This window comes from Lysobacter sp. 2RAF19 (assembly GCF_052115395.1).
Lineage (GTDB): Bacteria > Pseudomonadota > Gammaproteobacteria > Xanthomonadales > Xanthomonadaceae > Noviluteimonas.
In genome coordinates this window covers 124570-141141 of the sequence record NZ_JBFRGO010000004.1, presented here as the reverse complement: position 1 = coordinate 141141, position 16572 = coordinate 124570, and the positions used below count along the sequence as shown (strand labels likewise).

The 16572-nt window shown below is 66.5% G+C and carries 20 protein-coding genes; 5 read left to right on the top strand and 15 right to left on the bottom strand.

Annotated features, from left to right (window positions below):
• Positions 1 to 41 precede the first annotated feature (41 nt).
• The 10 genes from atpG to AB4059_RS14685 all read right to left on the bottom strand — a co-directional run bounded on the left by atpG (position 42) and on the right by AB4059_RS14685 (position 9643).
• Positions 42 to 905, bottom strand: a complete 864-nt coding sequence (gene atpG / locus AB4059_RS14730) for a F0F1 ATP synthase subunit gamma (protein WP_498979911.1) — start codon at positions 903 to 905, stop codon at positions 42 to 44.
• Between the two features lie 13 nt (positions 906 to 918).
• Positions 919 to 2469 carry a F0F1 ATP synthase subunit alpha gene (gene atpA / locus AB4059_RS14725; RefSeq protein WP_498962728.1) on the bottom strand — a complete coding sequence of 517 codons (1551 nt, stop codon included), beginning with the start codon at positions 2467 to 2469 and terminating at the stop codon, positions 919 to 921.
• 49 nt (positions 2470 to 2518) lie between these two features.
• Positions 2519 to 3055: a F0F1 ATP synthase subunit delta gene (locus tag AB4059_RS14720; protein WP_498979909.1), complete on the bottom strand. Its 537-nt coding sequence runs from the start codon at positions 3053 to 3055 to the stop codon at positions 2519 to 2521.
• A 10-nt stretch (positions 3056 to 3065) separates the two neighbouring features.
• Positions 3066 to 3536 (bottom strand): F0F1 ATP synthase subunit B, encoded by a 471-nt coding sequence (locus tag AB4059_RS14715; protein ID WP_498979908.1) that lies wholly within the window; start codon positions 3534 to 3536, stop codon positions 3066 to 3068.
• Between the two features lie 93 nt (positions 3537 to 3629).
• Complete coding sequence (gene atpE, locus AB4059_RS14710) at positions 3630 to 3905, bottom strand: F0F1 ATP synthase subunit C (RefSeq protein ID WP_498979906.1); 276 nt, start codon at positions 3903 to 3905, stop codon at positions 3630 to 3632.
• Positions 3906 to 3982: 77 nt separating this feature from the next.
• The gene (gene atpB / locus AB4059_RS14705; protein WP_498979904.1) at positions 3983 to 4810 is read right to left on the bottom strand and encodes a F0F1 ATP synthase subunit A; all 828 of its coding nucleotides are present in this window, start codon (positions 4808 to 4810) and stop codon (positions 3983 to 3985) included.
• Positions 4811 to 4834: 24 nt separating this feature from the next.
• Positions 4835 to 5203, bottom strand: a complete 369-nt coding sequence (locus tag AB4059_RS14700) for a hypothetical protein (RefSeq protein ID WP_498979902.1) — start codon at positions 5201 to 5203, stop codon at positions 4835 to 4837.
• A 301-nt stretch (positions 5204 to 5504) separates the two neighbouring features.
• The gene (gene lpdA, locus AB4059_RS14695; RefSeq protein ID WP_498979900.1) at positions 5505 to 7322 is read right to left on the bottom strand and encodes a dihydrolipoyl dehydrogenase; all 1818 of its coding nucleotides are present in this window, start codon (positions 7320 to 7322) and stop codon (positions 5505 to 5507) included.
• A 16-nt stretch (positions 7323 to 7338) separates the two neighbouring features.
• The gene (gene aceF / locus AB4059_RS14690) at positions 7339 to 8736 is read right to left on the bottom strand and encodes a dihydrolipoyllysine-residue acetyltransferase (protein ID WP_498979899.1); all 1398 of its coding nucleotides are present in this window, start codon (positions 8734 to 8736) and stop codon (positions 7339 to 7341) included.
• Between the two features lie 151 nt (positions 8737 to 8887).
• Positions 8888 to 9643, bottom strand: coding sequence for a DUF2884 family protein (locus AB4059_RS14685; protein ID WP_498979898.1), 756 nt, complete (start codon positions 9641 to 9643; stop codon positions 8888 to 8890).
• A gap of 187 nt (positions 9644 to 9830) precedes the next feature.
• On the opposite strand from AB4059_RS14685, the gene AB4059_RS14680 reads away from it, so the two are divergent.
• Positions 9831 to 10088: a hypothetical protein gene (locus tag AB4059_RS14680; RefSeq protein ID WP_498979896.1), complete on the top strand. Its 258-nt coding sequence runs from the start codon at positions 9831 to 9833 to the stop codon at positions 10086 to 10088.
• Between the two features lie 190 nt (positions 10089 to 10278).
• Complete coding sequence (locus AB4059_RS14675; protein WP_498979894.1) at positions 10279 to 10926, top strand: OmpW/AlkL family protein; 648 nt, start codon at positions 10279 to 10281, stop codon at positions 10924 to 10926.
• Between the two features lie 34 nt (positions 10927 to 10960).
• On the opposite strand, the gene AB4059_RS14670 is transcribed toward AB4059_RS14675, so the two are convergent.
• The gene (locus tag AB4059_RS14670; RefSeq protein WP_498979892.1) at positions 10961 to 11857 is read right to left on the bottom strand and encodes a DMT family transporter; all 897 of its coding nucleotides are present in this window, start codon (positions 11855 to 11857) and stop codon (positions 10961 to 10963) included.
• 77 nt (positions 11858 to 11934) lie between these two features.
• On the opposite strand from AB4059_RS14670, the gene AB4059_RS14665 reads away from it, so the two are divergent.
• Together AB4059_RS14665 and AB4059_RS14660 are read left to right on the top strand one after the other, a co-directional pair.
• Entirely contained in the window at positions 11935 to 12678 is a 744-nt protein-coding gene (locus AB4059_RS14665; protein WP_498979890.1) for a DNA-formamidopyrimidine glycosylase family protein, read from the top strand.
• Between the two features lie 9 nt (positions 12679 to 12687).
• Complete coding sequence (locus AB4059_RS14660; protein ID WP_498979889.1) at positions 12688 to 13221, top strand: DUF1415 domain-containing protein; 534 nt, start codon at positions 12688 to 12690, stop codon at positions 13219 to 13221.
• Here AB4059_RS14660 and AB4059_RS14655 read toward each other — a convergent pair.
• The 4 genes from AB4059_RS14655 to AB4059_RS14640 are packed head-to-tail and all read right to left on the bottom strand — an operon-like array spanning position 13218 to position 16050.
• Positions 13218 to 13916, bottom strand: coding sequence for a pseudouridine synthase (locus tag AB4059_RS14655; RefSeq protein WP_498979887.1), 699 nt, complete (start codon positions 13914 to 13916; stop codon positions 13218 to 13220). The two genes, AB4059_RS14660 and AB4059_RS14655, sit on opposite strands and share 4 nt — an antisense overlap.
• The gene (locus tag AB4059_RS14650) at positions 13913 to 14953 is read right to left on the bottom strand and encodes a class I SAM-dependent methyltransferase (protein WP_498979886.1); all 1041 of its coding nucleotides are present in this window, start codon (positions 14951 to 14953) and stop codon (positions 13913 to 13915) included. The genes AB4059_RS14655 and AB4059_RS14650 overlap by 4 nt, the downstream gene beginning before the upstream one ends.
• Positions 14954 to 14962: 9 nt before the next feature.
• Entirely contained in the window at positions 14963 to 15448 is a 486-nt protein-coding gene (locus tag AB4059_RS14645) for a hypothetical protein (protein ID WP_498979884.1), read from the bottom strand.
• Complete coding sequence (locus AB4059_RS14640; protein WP_498979882.1) at positions 15445 to 16050, bottom strand: RNA polymerase sigma factor; 606 nt, start codon at positions 16048 to 16050, stop codon at positions 15445 to 15447. Before AB4059_RS14640 ends, AB4059_RS14645 begins: the two co-directional genes overlap by 4 nt.
• 179 nt (positions 16051 to 16229) lie before the next feature.
• Here AB4059_RS14640 and AB4059_RS14635 point away from each other — a divergent pair, with 179 nt between their 5' ends.
• The gene (locus AB4059_RS14635; RefSeq protein ID WP_498962763.1) at positions 16230 to 16562 is read left to right on the top strand and encodes a hypothetical protein; all 333 of its coding nucleotides are present in this window, start codon (positions 16230 to 16232) and stop codon (positions 16560 to 16562) included.
• Positions 16563 to 16572 lie beyond the last annotated feature (10 nt).

Sequence of the window (16572 nt, the reverse complement as noted above, 5' to 3'; positions counted from 1 at the left end):
GCCTCAGTAATAACTCTTGATTGCTTCAAGGTGGGCGCGGTTTACACCGCCGCCGCACCACCCACGATTTCGGAGATTTCTTGCGTGATCGCCGCCTGGCGGGCCTTGTTGTAGACCAGGTTCAGCGTGCCGATCAGCTTGGTGGCGTTGTCGGACGCGGACTTCATCGCGACCATGCGCGCGGCATGTTCGGACGCCACGTTCTCGAGCACCGCCTGGTACACCAGCGACTCGATGTAACGCGTCAGCACGTGCTCCAGCACGGCCTGCGCGTCGGGTTCGTACAGGTAGTCCCAGTCGTGCCTGGCGACCTGCGTTTCCGACGCGGGCAGCGGCAGCAACTGGTCGAACGTCGCCTTCTGCGTCATCGTGTTGACGAAGTCGTTGTAGGCGAGGAACACCTTGTCGACCGTACCGGCCTGGTAGGCATCCAGCATCACCTTGATGACGCCCACCAGCTGTTCGACGTGCGGCGTGTCGCCCAGGTGCGTGACCGAACCGAGCATGCCGACCTTGATGCGACGGAAGAACACCGAGGCCTTCTGGCCGATGGTAACCACGTCGACCTCGATCCCCTGCTGCTGGAACTGGCGGAACTCGGCCAGCATCTTGCGGAACAGGTTGTTGTTGAGGCCGCCGGCCAGGCCGCGGTCGGACGAAACGACGATGTAGCCCACGCGCTTCACGTCCGCGCGCTGCACCAGGTAGGGATGGCGGTATTCGGAGTTCGCCTGGGCGAGATGGCCGATCACCTGCTTCATCGCACGCGCATACGGGCGCGAGGCCTTCATGCGGTCCTGCGCCTTGCGGATCTTGGACGCCGAGACCATCTCGAGCGCGCGCGTCACCTTGCGGGTGTTCTGCACGCTCTTGATCTTGGTTTTGATTTCGCGACCACCAGCCATCGTACGTCTCCGATTACCACGTGCCGGTCGAGCGGAACTCTTCGATGCCCTTCTTGAACGCGGCTTCGAGCTCGTCGTTCCAGTCGCCGGTCTCGTTGATCTTCGAGATGACGTTGCCCATCGTGTTGGCGAAGTGGGCCTGGAGGGCGGCTTCGAACGCACCGATCTTGGCGACCGGCACTTCGTCCATGTAGCCCTTGTCGACGGCGTAGATCGAGAGCGACTGCTCGGCGACCGACATCGGCGCGTACTGCTTCTGCTTCATCAGTTCGGTGACGCGCTGGCCGCGCTCGAGCTGCTTGCGCGTGGCGTCGTCCAGGTCGGAGGCGAACTGCGCGAACGCAGCCAGCTCACGGTACTGGGCGAGCGCGATGCGGATGCCGCCCGAGAGCTTCTTCATGATCTTGGTCTGCGCCGCGCCACCCACGCGCGACACCGAGATGCCGGCGTTCACGGCCGGGCGGATGCCGGCGTTGAACAGGTCGGTCTCGAGGAAGATCTGGCCGTCGGTGATCGAGATCACGTTGGTCGGCACGAACGCCGAGACGTCGCCGGCCTGCGTTTCGATGATCGGCAGCGCGGTGAGCGAACCGGTCTTGCCCTTGACGGCGCCGTTGGTGAACTTCTCGACGTAGTCCTCGGACACGCGCGCGGCGCGCTCGAGCAGGCGGGAGTGGAGATAGAACACGTCGCCCGGATAGGCTTCGCGGCCCGGCGGGCGGCGCAGCAGCAGCGAGATCTGGCGGTAGGCGACGGCCTGCTTGGACAGATCGTCGTACACGATCAGCGCGTCTTCGCCGCGGTCGCGGAAGTATTCGCCCATCGTGCAGCCGGAGTAGGCGGCGATGTACTGCATCGCGGCCGATTCGGACGCCGAGGCGGCGACGACCGTGGTGTACGCCATCGCGCCGAACTCTTCGAGCTTGCGCACGATGTTGGCGATCGTGGAGTTCTTCTGGCCGATCGCGACGTAGATGCACTTAACGCCGGAATGCTTCTGGTTGATGATCGCGTCGATCGCCACGGCGGTCTTGCCGGTCTGGCGGTCGCCGATGATCAGCTCGCGCTGGCCGCGGCCGATCGGGATCATCGAGTCGATGGACTTGTAACCGGTCTGCACCGGCTGCGACACCGACTTGCGCCAGATCACGCCCGGGGCGATGGTTTCCACCGGCGCGGAGGTCTTGGCGTCGATCGGGCCCTTGCCGTCGATCGGCTCGCCCAGCGCGTTGACGACGCGGCCCAGCATTTCCGGACCGGTCGGCACTTCGAGGATGCGGCCGGTGGTCTTGGCGGTGTCGCCTTCGCGCAGGTGTTCGTAGTCGCCGAGCACCACGGCGCCGACCGAGTCGCGCTCCAGGTTCAGCGCCAGCGCGTAGGTCGCGTTCGGCAGCTCGATCATTTCGCCCTGCATCGCGTCGGCCAGGCCGTGGATGCGCACGATGCCGTCCGACACCGAGGTCACGGTGCCTTCGTTGCGCGCTTCGGCAGCGAGCTTGACCTTCTCGATGCGGGTCTTGATCAGTTCGCTGATTTCGGACGGGTTGAGCTGCGTGGTAGCCATGTCGGTTTTCCCAAGATTGCCGGCGTCGCCGCCGGCGTGTGCATTTGAATTAGTTGGACAGCGCGGCCTGGAGGCGACCGAGCTTTCCGCGCAGCGAGCCATCGATGACCACGTCGCCTGCATCGATCACCGCGCCGCCGATCAGCGATTCGTCGACCGCGGTCTCGACATCCACTTCGCGGCCGAAGCGCTTGACCAGCGCGGCCTTGATGGTGGCGAGCTCGGCGGCCGGCAACGCGGTGGCGGAGGTGATGCGCGCCTTGACGACGCGCTCGGCTTCGAAACGCAGCTCGTCGAACAGGCCGGCGATTTCCGGCAGTGCGGCGAGGCGGCGGTTGTCGGCGAGCAGCGCGAGGAAGCGGGCGAAGGTTTCGCCTTCGATCGCCACCTGCGGCGGCGTCAGCAGGGTCACTGCATCGGCTTGCGTCAGCGCGGGGTTGCCCAGGAGCGCGGCCACGCGCGGATCGGCCGCGACACGCGCGGCGAAACCGAGCGCATCGGACCAGCCGGCGAGCGCGTTGCCTTCGCGCGCCAGCGAGAACGCGGCGCGGGCGTAGGGACGGGCGAGGGTCAGGGCCTGGCTCATCGATGCGTCCTCAGAGCTGCGCGGCCAGGTCGTCGATCAGCGCCTTGTGGGCGTTGGCGTCGATCTCGCGCTTGAGCAGCTTTTCGGCGCCGGTCACGGCGAGGACGGACACCTGCTTGCGCAGGTCTTCCTTCGCACGGTTGGCGGCGGCCGCGATTTCGGCTTCGGCCAGCGCCTTCTGGCGATTGGCTTCGGCGATCGCGTCGGTCTTGGCCTGGTCGACCATCTGGTTGGCGCGGGCGTGGGCCTGCTCGATGATCTCGTTGGCCTTGACGCGCGCGGCCTTGAGTTCTTCGTTGACCTTGTCCTGCGCCTGCGCGAGGTTCTTCTGGCTCTGGTCGGCGGCGGCGAGACCTTCGGCGATCTTCTGCTGACGGTCTTCGATCGCCTTCATCAGCGGCGGCCAGATGAACTTCACGGTGAACCAGATGAGGATCGCGAACGAGATCATCTGGCCAAGCAAGGTGATATTCGGATTCATGTCATGCCCTGCGAATCGAAGGCGACGCGGCCGGATGCCGCGACGCCGGGTCCAACAACGCGCACGCCGTCATGGCGTGCGCGCGGGTGCTGCTCAGGCAGCGGCGCCCTGGAGGGCGGCCAGCAGCGGGTTGGCGAACGCGAACATCATCGCCACGCCGACGCCGATCAGGAACGCCGCGTCGATCAGGCCGGCGAGCAGGAACATGCGGCCCTGGAGCATCGGGACGAGTTCGGGCTGGCGGGCGGCGGATTCGAGGAACTTCGAACCCATGATGCCGATGCCGAGGGCGGCGCCGAGCGCACCCAGGCCGACGATGATGCCGATGGCGACGGCGGTGAGGCCCTGGACGTTGGCGATGAATTCCATGGTGGATCTCCGGATGAACTGACTAGTTGGTTTGAAGGGTGAAGCGAAAACGGATGGTGCTTGCCGCGGGAAAACCGTTAGTGGTGCTCGTGGGCCATCGCGAGGTACACGACGGTCAGCACCATGAAGATGAAGGCCTGCAACACGATGATCAGGATGTGGAACACGGCCCAGATCGAATTGAAGATCACGCCGGGCACGAAGGTGATCCACGAGGCGAACAGCCCCGCGATCAACATGAAGACGAGCTCGCCGGCGTACATGTTGCCGAACAGTCGCATGCCCAGGCTCACCGGCTTGGACAGGTATTCGACGACGTTGAGGAAGAAATTGGGGATCGCGAGCACGATCTTGGCGAACACGCCATCGGCGTGGAACGGTGCGGTGAACAGCTCCTTCGTGAAGCCCCAGCCGCCCTTGGCCTTGATCGAATAGAAGATGATCAGGAAGAAGACGGTGATCGACATGCCGAACGTGGTGTTGACGTCGGCGGTCGGCACCCAGCGCAGGTAGGTGTGGTGCGCGACTTCGTGGCCGGCGAAGGCGGTGACCGCGGCGCTCGGGATGTCGAGCGGCAGCAGGTCCATGGTGTTCATGAAGATCACCCAGACGAAGATCGTCAGGGCCAGCGGCGCGATGAAGCGGCGGTCGCCGTGGAAGGTGTCCTTGACCTGGCTGTCGACGAATTCGACGACGATCTCGACGAAGGCCTGCGGCTTGGACGGCACGCCGGCGGTCGCCTTGCGCGCCTGGGTCCACAGCAGGAAGCAGCCCAGCAGGCCGACGACGAGCGCGACCAGCCACGAGTCCATGTGGAAGTCGTGGCCCAGCACCTGCACTTTCCAGTGCGTCAGGTGGTGGACGATGTATTCGGTCAGGCCACCGCTGCTCTTTTCAGGACTCACGCCGCTTCCTCGGTTCAAAGCCACTCACGCCCAAAGTTTTGTCGCCACCAGCATGGCGACCGCGGCCATCGCCGCGCCGCCGAGCACCGCCATCGGAGGCAGGTGCCATACCGCGATCGCAAGGAAGACCCCGACGACCACGACGACCCACTTGCCGGCGAGCCCGAGCAGCAGGCGCCCCAGCGCCATGCCCGCTCCCTGCACGCCACCTCCGAAGGCGCTCCATGCGGCCACCAGGCCACCGAGCGTCATCGAGCCACCGCCCACCAGCGCACCGAGCGCGGCTTCACGGCCGGACATCAGGCAGGCCAGGGCTGTCGCCAGCGTCACGAGCGCCTGCGTGGCGGCCGTGCGCTGCGCCAGCCGCCGGCCGGCGGCGACGGTGTTCAGCACGCGCGTGATCCGGGGGAGGTGACGGAGGCTGCGGACCTGAAAGGGCTCCGCGAAGCCCCGAAAGTATAAAGCGGTGCCGGACGTGCGGCAACCGCCGGAAGCACCGGAAATCAGGCAGTTAGCGTTCTGAACGCTTCGCCCGCACGGCTTGCGCGAACGATTGGAACCTTTCGCGGGGACGCCGGTCAGTAGGATCGGAGGCTGTCGCTACTTCCTCGTCGGTCCTCGCGGCAGGCTCATCGGAGCCCCGGCGTCTCGTCGCGTCGGGGCTTCGCCTTTTGTGGGACGCCTGTTTACAACGTCACTTTTTCTTCGGCGCGTAGATGTCCGTCGCCGTGCCTTCGAACACTTCGGCCGCGAAGCCCACCGATTCGCTCAAGGTCGGATGCGGGTGGATCGTCGAACCGATGTCTTCGGCATCGGCGCCCATCTCGATCGCCAGCGCGATCTCGCTGATGAGATCGCCCGCGTGCACGCCGACGATGCCGCCGCCGATCACGCGATGCGTGGCCTGGTCGAAGATCAGCTTGGTGAATCCCTCGGTGCGGTCGATGCCGATCGCGCGGCCGCTCGCCGCCCACGGGAACTTGCCGACGCCGACGTTCAATCCCTTCGCGGCGGCTTCGGCTTCGGTCACGCCGACCCAGGCGATTTCCGGATCGGTGTAGGCGACCGAAGGAATCACGCGCGCGACCCACTCGCGCTTCATCCCGCTGGCCACTTCCGCCGCAAGGCGACCTTCGTGCGCCGCCTTGTGCGCGAGCATCGGGTTACCGATCAGATCGCCGATCGCGAAAATGTGCGGCACGTTGGTGCGCATCTGCCGATCGACGGGAATGTAGCCGCGATCGGTGACCTGCACGCCGGCGCGCGCGGCATCGAGCTTGCCGCCGTTCGCGCTGCGGCCCACGGCGACGAGCACGCGATCGAACGTCTTGCGCTCGGGAATGTTTTCGCCTTCGAACGCGACGTCGATGCCGGCCTTCTTCGCTTCGCTGGCGACGACCTTCGTTTTGAGGTGCACCTTCGCGCCCTGCTTCTTCAGGCGCGCGGCGAGCGGCTTGACCAGGTCGGCGTCGGCGCCCGGCATCAGTTGGTCGAGCAATTCGACGACGGTCACTTCGCTGCCCAGCGCGCGATACACCGTCGCCATTTCCAGGCCGATGATGCCGCCGCCGACGACGAGCAGGGATTTCGGGATGTCGGCCAGGTCGAGCGCATCGGTCGAATCCATGATGCGCTTGTCGGTCCAGTCGAAGCTCGGAAGCTTCACCGGCTGCGAACCGGCCGCGATGATGCAGTACTGGAAACGCAGCAGTTGCGTGCCGCCTTCGCCGGTGATTTCCAGCTCGTTGGGCGAAACGAACTTCGCCGTGCCCTGCACCTGCCGCACCTTGCGCTGCTTGGCCATGCCGGCCAAGCCCTTGGTGAGCTGGCCGACGACCTTGTCCTTGTACTTGCGCAGCGCATCGAGTTCGATCTTCGGTGCACCGAAGGTGATGCCGAAGTCCTTCGCGTGCGCCGCTTCGTCGACGACGGCCGCCGCATGCAACAGCGCCTTGGACGGAATGCAACCGACGTTGAGGCACACGCCGCCGAGCGCGGCGTAGCGTTCGACGACCACCGCGTCCATGCCGAGGTCGGCTGCGCGGAAGACGGCGTTGTAACCGCCGGGGCCCGAACCGATCACGACGATCTGGCATTCGATGTCGGCCTTGCGGCCGGTGGCGGCGGCGGGCGCGGGGCCGCTCGACGGCGTCGCGGGCGACGGCGTCACCGGCGTTGCGTGCGCAGGCGCAGGCGCGGTGGATTGCGCGGGCTTCGGCGCTTCGGTTTTCGCAGGCGCTTCGGCTTTCGCAGGCGCGGGCGCGTCGCTCGCGCCTTCGCTCTCGACGATCGCCACGACGCTGCCTTCCGACAACTTGTCGCCGACCTTCACTTTCAATTCGACGATCTTGCCGGCCACCGACGCCGGCACTTCCATCGTCGCCTTGTCCGATTCCAGCGTGACCAGGCCCTGGTCGAGCTTCACGGTGTCGCCGACGGCGACGAGCAATTCGATGACCGGAACATCGTCGTAGCCGCCGATGTCGGGAACCTTCACTTCGGTGCGTGCCATGCGCCAATCTCCTCGGTCAGAGCGTCGCGCGACGCAGGTCGCCGAGCAGTTGCGCCAGGAACGCGGTGAAGCGCGCCGCGGCGGCGCCGTCGATCAAGCGATGGTCGTAGCTGAGCGAGAGCGGCAACACCAGGCGCGGCTGGAATTGCTTCCCGTCCCACATCGGCTTCATCGACGACTTGGAGACACCGAGGATCGCCACTTCCGGCGCGTTGATGATCGGCGTGAACGCCGTGCCGCCGATGCCGCCGAGCGAACTGACCGAAAAACACCCACCGCTCATTTCGGCCGGCGAGAGTTTGCCTTCGCGCGCCTTGCCCGCGAGCTCCGAGGTTTCCTTCGCGATCTGCAGCACGCCCTTCTTGTCGACGTCGCGGATCACGGGCACGACCAGGCCGTTGGGCGTATCGGCGGCGAAGCCGATGTTGAAGTACTTCTTGAGCGTGAGGTTCTCGCCGCTCGCATCCAGCGATGCGTTGAAGTTCGGGAACTTCTGCAGCGCGACCACGCAGGCCTTCATGATGAAAGCGAGCATCGTCACCTTGATGCCGGCCTTCTCGTTTTCCTTGTTGATCGAAACGCGCAGCGCTTCGAGCTCGGTGATGTCCGCATCGTCGTGTTGCGTGACGTGCGGGATCATCGCCCAGTTGCGCGAAAGGTTCGCACCGGAAATCTTCTGGATGCGCGTGAGCGGCCGCGTTTCGATTTCGCCGAACTTGGTGAAATCCACGTGCGGCCACGGCAGCAGGTTCAAACCGCCGCCCGCATGCGCGACACCGGCCGAGGGCGCGGCACCACCGGAGAGCGCGCGCTTCACGAAGTCCTGCACGTCCTGTTTTTCGATGCGTCCCTTGCGGCCGCTGCCCTGCAGTTGCGCCAGGTCCACGCCGAGCTCGCGCGCGAACAGGCGCACACCCGGACTTGCGTAAGGCACTTTGTCCGGCAACAGGCCATCGGCGTCGAAAGCCACCGGCGGCGAACGCGGCGGCAAGGCTTCGGCATCGATGCCGGGCTTGGTGTCGAGCGTCGACGGCGCGACGGGTTCGACTTTCGTGCCGGTTTCCGCAGCGGGCTTCGTCGCCTGCGGCGGTGCAGGCGTGGGTGCGGGCGGCGTCGGCGCTGCCGCGGCCGCCGCGGGCGCCTTCGGTGCTTCGGCGCTCGCAGCCGGTGCATCCGTCGCTTCGATCAGCGCCACGACACTGCCTTCGGACAACTTGTCGCCGACCTTGACCTTCAACTCGCGCACCACGCCGGCGAACGGCGCGGGCACTTCCATCGTCGCCTTGTCCGATTCCAGCGTGACCAGTCCCTGGTCGGCTTTCACCGTGTCGCCGACGGCGACGAGCAGTTCGATGACGGGCACGTCGTCGTAACCACCGATGTCGGGGACTTTCGCTTCCTGGGTTCCGGCCATGGGGGACGACTTCCGTGGAGGTTGGCCGTCTATTGTGGCCGTCGCGGGACAACACGCCAACCGTTGCACCCGACACCAAAAAAAACGCCCGCGGGGGAGGCGCGGGCGGCGGGGGAAGCGCCGGTGGGGCCGGCGCGATCCGAGGGGGCCGTCAGTGGGCGTCGTGGCGCATCTTCACCTTGGCGTCGATCAGGTCGAGCTTGCTGCCGTCGGGCAGGCGATACGCGAGCGCATTGTCGATGTCGTCCAACGCTTCCATGCGGCGGCAGAGGCTTTCGGCGCGGACTTCCAGCTGCTTTTCGCGCGGCTGGATGCGGCGCTCGATCTCCTTGTCGAGGTTGTTCATGCGATCGATGCGCGCCTGGTCGCCGCTGAAGGCGGCCGAGATCGCGCCGCCCACGATGTCGCCGATGACCATCGGCAGCACCTCGGAGATGGCATGCGTGATGCTGTTGCCGAGTTCGTTGCCGTTGAAACGATTTGCCGCGACCGCGTGTTCCAGGCGCTTGTCGATGTCGGCGCGGGACTTGGCGAGCGCCGCGCGCGTCTCATCCGGATGCGAGCTCAGGCTGGTCGCCACTTCGCCGAGCGCCGTGAAGGCGATGTCCGCCGCGTCGCGGCCGATCTGCGCGGCCAGCGGCAGCGTTTCGCGCACGTTCTTTTCGTAGTCGGCGACGCGCCGGCTGTCGTCCTTGCTGAGTTCGACCCATTTGGTGTCGACGAACAGCCGCCCCTGGCGCATGACGATCGCCTTCGGCGTGCCGGTTTCGCGGGTGAAGATCACCGACTTGTCGGTGACGCTGAGGTCGTAGTCGCTGTCGACGTCGCACTGCATGTCCTTCGCTGCCGCAGTGCCGCACGCCATCGCAAGCGACAGGGCCAAGCCGCCGTTCACCGCAAGCTTCATGCCACGCATCCGTTCGTCTCCTCGTCGATGGCCACGATCATGCAACCCCCGTGCCGAAACAGCACGTGCCGGTGGGAGGCATGACTGACGTCATGGTGGCGCATGGGACTGCAACCAAGCACGCGGACGGCGCATCTTCCTAATCCGTGGCAACCACTCCCCCCTCTGCCACGGTGCGAGGTCCGTCATGTATTCCGTACAACATGTCCTCTGGCGTGGCGTGATGGCGCTCAGCCTGCTGGTCGTCGGCGGTGTCGGTGCCGGCGTGTCCCCGCAGTCCACGCCCGCCGCCCATGACAAGTACGCTTGCCAGGATGCCGCCTATGTTTTCCATGGCGTGCGCGGTGCGATGAAGTCCGAGGTCGCGATCGACACGCAGCTGCCGCTGCAGGTCTTCGACACGATCGTGGTCAAGGGCATTCCGCCGAAACCCGAAAAGGCGTGATGACGATGTCGCGCGACGCCGTGCGTCGCGCACGAAGCTGAACGTCCGCGTCATCCAGTTGCAACCGCGGTGAAATTCCGTCGCCGATCGCGCGACGAACGCACGCAGCACCCGTTGTGGTTCATGCAGGCCCCGCAAGGATGGCCTCGCCCCATCTCCCCGGGGCCAAGAACACAACGCGGAGAAATGCATGCGCAAGACTTATCGAGCCCTCGCCATCGCCGCCGCACTCGCGGCCACGCCGATGGCATTCGCCCAGGACAACACGTCGACGACCGATGCCACCACGCCGCGGCACTTCAGCGTCGTGGGTGGTTACGCGCACATGGTGCCCAAGTCGAATCCCGGCACGATCGCCGGCCAATCGGCCGACCTGGATGGCAATGGCGCCGCGACGTTGAGCGGCGCGTGGCACGTGGACGATCATTGGGCGGTCGAGCTGTGGGGCACGCCCGACAAGATCAAGACCGACGTGGACCTCGCCAACGGTGGCCGCGGTTCGTTCAAGCAGCAGCCCATCGCGGTGAGCGGGCAGTATCACTTCGGCCAGACCTCGCAACCCATCCGCCCGTTCGTGGGCCTGGGCTATTACGAATCGAACATCGACGACGAACGTTTCGATCCGACGGTCGCCGGCGGCAACCATGTCGGCCTCGACACGCCGAAGGGTCCGATCGCCACGGTCGGCGCGGACTTCAACATCACCGATCGGGTGTTCGCGCGCGCCGATGCGCGCTATCTGAAAGGCAGCGCGGAGGCGAATGCGGCCGGTGCGCCCGCGGGTGAAATCGACCTGGATCCGTGGGTCGTCGGCGTCGGCGTCGGCGCGCGGTTCTGAGTCGCGAGCCCCTCCTTCGGGAGGGGCTCTTTTTTCAGGGATGTTCCGCTTCGGCGTGCACCTTCTCGCGACGCAACAGGTACAAGCCGCTCCCGATGATGATCGCCGCGCCGATCCACGTCACCGAGTCGGGCAACACGCCCCAGAACGCGAGATCCAGGCACACGCCCCACACCAGCGCGGTGTATTCCAGCGGCGCGATCAGCGAAGCCTCGCCCCATTTGAAGGCGAGCGTGATCGCGTATTGGCCGAACGCGCCGGCGACGCCGAGGCCCGCGATCACCGGCCAATGGTCGCGCTGGATCGGCACCCAATCGGGAAACGCGAGCGCGCCTGCACCGAGCGCCATCATCGCGAGCAGCCACACCATCATCGCCTGCACCGAATCGCTTTTCGCCAGCAGGCGCACGGTGATCGCCGAGATCGCGTAGCACAACGCCGACAACAACACGGCCATGCCCGCCAGGCTCAACACGCCCTGCGTGGTGGGGCGCAGGACGACGAGGACACCGACCAGGCCGATGCCGATCGCGGTCCAGCGCCGCGGCCCCACACGTTCCTTGAGGAAGGGCACCGACAAGGCGGTGATCAACAGCGGCGCGACGAAGAAGATCGAGTAGGTCGTCGACAGCGGCAGGGATCTGAGCGCGTAGACGAAGGCCACCATCATCACGATGCCGAGGATGCCGCGCAGCAGGTGCAGCGACCAGCGCACGCGGAGCAACGGCATCAACCCGCCCGTCGCCAGGGCCCACGCGAGCACGAGCGGAAGCGATGCCAGGCCGCGCACGGCCGCGACCTGGAAGGGCGGGTAATGCGCCGAGAGCATCTTCAGCGCCGAATCCATGAGCGCGAACATGGCCACGGCGATGAGCATCAGGCCGATCGCGCGCAACTGGCGGCGGCGATCGGAATGGGTGTGGGCGTCCATCGCGCAAGCTTGGGGCAACGCCGGCCCCCGCGCCACCCTGCACGCGCCGCCCACGCGCGACGCGGCAGCCTGCGGCGGTGCCCGAAGGTCCCTCCATCGTCATCCTGCGCGAAGAAGCGGCGTCCTTCGTCGGCAGGAAAGTGCTGCGCGTGAGCGGCAACACGCGCCTGCTGGACGCGCAACGCATGCGCAACCAGACCGTGCGCGACGTCTGCAGCTGGGGCAAGCACTTCCTGATCGCGTTCCCCACCTTCGCGCTGCGCGTGCACTTCATGCTGTTCGGCAGCTATCGCATCGACGAGGGCAAGCGCAACGCTTCGCCGCGTTTGTCGCTGGGCTTCGCGAAAGGCCGCGAGCTGAACTTCTACGCGTGCTCGCTGAAATACATCGAAGGCCCGCTCGAGGACACCTACGACTGGAGCGTGGATGTCATGGCCGATGCGTGGAATCCGCGCGCGGCGCGCAAGCGCCTGCAAGCGCATCCCGATGCGCTCGTCGCCGATGCCCTGCTCGACCAGCACGTGTTCTCGGGCGTGGGCAACATCATCAAGAACGAAGTGCTGCACCGAATCGGCGTGCATCCCGAAAGCACCGTCGGCGCGCTGCCCTCGCGCAAGCTCGGCGAAATGATCAAGCAGGCCCGCGAGTACAGCTTCGATTTCCTGGAATGGAAGAAGGCCTACGTCTTGCGCAAGCACTGGCAGGTGCATGCGAAGAAGACCTGCCCGCGGGATGGCACGCCCCTGACGTATCGCAAGCACCTGGGCCGCGCACAACGCCGCGCCTTCTGGTGCGAGACCTGCCAGGTGCTTTACCGGTAATCTTGCGCGATGAACGCTCCCGACGATCCCATCGCCGACACCAGAGGCTGGCTCGAACGCGCCGTCATCGGCCTCAACCTGTGTCCGTTCGCGAAGGCCGTGCACGTCAAGGGCCAGATCCGCTGGGTCCTGAGCGATGCCTCCACGCCGCAAGCCCTGCTCGCCGAACTGGGCGAAGAGCTCGCGTTCCTGCGCGACGCCGATCCCGAGGCCGTCGACACGACGCTGATCGTGCATCCGCAGGTGTTGCAGGACTTCGTGGATTACAACGATTTCCTCGGCGAGGCCGATGCGCTCGTCGAAGCGATGGATCTGGACGGCGTGCTGCAAGTGGCGAGCTTCCACCCGCACTACCAGTTCGCCGACAGCGGCCCCGACGACATCGAGAACTACACCAATCGCTCGCCCTGGCCCACCTTGCACCTGTTGCGCGAAGACAGTGTTTCGCGCGCGGTGGAAGCCTTCCCCGATCCGGACGTGATCGTCGAGCGCAACGTGGAGACCTTGCGGAAGCTCGGGCGCGAGGGCTGGGAGAAGCTCTAGACGAGCGTGCGTACGCGTTCGTCGTCTTCGACAAGGCGCCATTCGCCCGGGGGCAGGTCGCCCAGCGTCAAACTGCCGATTGCGCTGCGATGCAGGGCTTCGACGTGGTTGCCCACCGCCGCGAACATCCGCCGCACCTGGTGGTAGCGCCCTTCGGTCAGCACCACGCTGGCGTGGCGCGCATCGTGGACCTCGAGCGTCGCCGGCTTGAGCGGCGTGTCTTCCGATTCCAGCATCAGCGTCCCGCTGGCGAAGAGGGCCGCTTCGTCGCCGCGCAGGTCCTGCGCGAGCGTGGCCTCGTAACGCTTCGGCAAATGCGCCTTCGGCGAGACGATGCGATGCAGCAGCGCGCCGTCGTCGGTCATCAGCAACAGGCCGCTGGTGTCGCGATCCAGGCGGCCGACGGTCGACAACAAGGGCGCGCGCAGACGGAAACGTGGCGGCAGCAGGTCGTAGACGATGCGGCCCTTGTCCTTCGTCGAGCACGTGTAACCGACGGGCTTGTTGAGCATGAGCAGCACGCCGGCGGGCGGATCGAGCGGCTCTCCGTCGACGCGGATCGTGTCATGTGCAACCTGATCGTCGGCATACAACACCTCGCCGTCGGCATCGGTGATGCGCCCTTCGCGGAACATCCACTGCACTTCCTTGCGGCTGCCGTAGCCGAGGTTGGCGATGTGCTTGACCAGCTTCATGCGCGCACCGCCTCGAGCACCTTGAAGCCGCCCGCGTCGGCGAGCACGCGCACCTGCGCGAAGCGCTCGCCGAGGACGGCCTCGTACGGCAGATGGCGATTGGCGACCATCACCAGCCGTCCGCGCGCACGCAATGCCTGCGCGGAGACATCGATGAAACGACGCCCCAGGTCCGGCCGGTCCGCGCGCGACTGCGCATGGAAGGGCGGATTCATCACGATGAAGTCGTATTGCTTCGGCAGGCCCTGGGTGACGTCGTGCCAATGGAACTCGACGTTGGCGCGTCCGGTGAGGTTCTGCCGCGCAAGCGCGAGTGCGCGCGCCTCGGCTTCGTAAAGATCGATCGCCCGGACATTCGCGCAGCGCGCGAGCACGTCCATCGCGAGCACGCCGATGCCGGCGCCGAGGTCGGCGCCCTCGCCCGCCAGGTCCGTCGGCAGATGCTGCAGCAGCAGCGCGGACGCTTTGTCGATGCGGTCCCATGCGAACACGCCCGGCCGGCTCAGCAGCGTGTCGCCGGCGACGAAGCGCGGCGCATCGAGCACGCGCCATTGTTCGAGCAACGCAGGGTCCGTCGAACGCGCACCGGTCCAGAACACGCGGCAATGATTCTTCGACAATACGCTGACCTGGCCAGCGAGGCGGGCGAGATCCGCCTGCCCCGTCTTTGCGCCTTCATCGTTCGGCATGCAGGCCAGGACGATGCCCGAATCGCCTGCATGCACGAGCGCACGCGCCAACAGGGCGCGCGCTTCGTCGCGCTGGCGCGGCGGAAGGACGAGGACGAGCGGGAACGTGCCTTCGACGTCTTCGCCCTGCGTCTGGATGCCAGAACGCTGCAACGCATCGAACGCAGGCTTGTAGCTTTGCTCGGCGACCAGGCCGGGCAATGGACGCGCATGCAGCGGCCAGCCATCGCGCGCGCGCAGGAACAGCGCGCCGCCTTCGGCCGGCCACGCGAGCGCGCCGGTGGCGAAGGGATGGAACAGGGTTTCGAGCGCGGCGTCGGCGTCGCGCGGACCGGAAGTATTCGACATGCCGCCAGTTTACGCGGCGTGCGCGGCCTGTTCGCGGTGACGACGCATGTAATCGGTCAGCCACGTCACGCCGATGCAGGCGCCTAGCGCCAGGGCCCAGTTCACCGCGACGGCCGAATCCAGCTGCAGGAACGACGCTGTCGGCGCGATCCAGCTCGGCCCCCAGACCGCCACGACCACCGCGCCGCCCAGGCCGAAGATGCCGACCGCGCCGCGCAGCAGGCTGCTTTCCAGCGTGCCGGCCCGAGCTGCCTTCACCAATTCGGTTTCCGGCGCGCGTGCGTTGGCTTCGGCGCGCCTTGCGACCTGTGCGGCGAAGTCGTCGGGCAGCCTGTCGGGCAGCGGCGAACGCAATGCGTCGGCGATCGCGCGGTAATGCATGGCGAGCGGATCGGTGGAGGGCACACCTTCGCGCGCATCGCGCATCGCGCGTTCCTGCGCCTGCCACTCACGCTCGTCGATGCCGTTGCGCGGGTCGTTGTGATTGGTGTTCATGCGGCGACTCCCAAGCGTCCTTCCAACACCTGGCGAAGGCGTTGGCGACTGCGGAACAGATGGCTCTTGATGGTGCCCTCGGCGAGGCCCGTCAATTCGGCGATTTCGCCGATCGGCATCTCGTCCAGGTGATACAGCGTCAGCAGCGTGCGTTGCAAGGGCGGCAGTGTTTCGATCGCCGCGTGCAGGCAGCGTGCGGATTCGGCGTCGGCGACCGAGCCTTCCAGGTCGAAGTGGTCGCCCACGTTTTCCAGCAGCGACTGATGTTCGTCGGCGTCGGCCGCCTCCTGCAGGGGAATGCGCTTGCGCTCCAGGTGCCGCTTGGCGACCGAATAGGCGACCTGGCCGATCCACGCCTGCAGCGAACTCTCGCCGCGATACTGGTGCAGATAGCGATGCACCCGCAGGAACGCGTCCTGGCAGAGTTCGCGCGTGTCGTCGGGCTGGCGGACCATGCGCTGGATCACGTGGAAGCACAGCCCCTGGTATTGCCTGACCAGGCGTTCGAACGCACCCGGCGCCTGGGCGAGCACATCCGCCACCAAGGCGCGATCGGCTTCCCGGTCGGGCCCTTCGGCGGGCGGGGTCGTGGCTGCGGGCACGTCGTGTTCCAGGGGTCGGCCTCCATCCATGCCTGTTCCAGATACGCCCGGCGGGGCATCGGTTGCAACCGCCCCCCGGCGACGGGCGGTCGGGCCGGGTGCAACCGGTCCGGCGCCACCGGTATCTCCTGCTCCGTCACCCCACTCACGCATCGACCCAGACCCGCCCGGAGCCACCCATGGAACTCGAAGTCCTCATTCCCATCAGCTTCTTCATCGCCGTCGCGTACGTCATCAAGGTGATCGTCGATGCGCGGACGCGCCGCTCCCTGATCGGCGCCGGCGGCTCGGAAGAACTCGTCCGTTCGATCATGGTGGGCGAGCAGGCCCGCCAGAAGCACAGTTCGCTGCGCTGGGGCGTCACGCTGCTGGCCATCGGCGCGGGCTTCGGCCTGATCGAAGCCGGCGGTTGGGACCACGTCACGCCCGGCGTGATCGCGGTGCTCGCCGTGGCCACCGGTGCAGGCAACCTGGCCTATTACTTCCTGACCCGCCGCGCGCAGACGGTCTGATCCGCGGGCG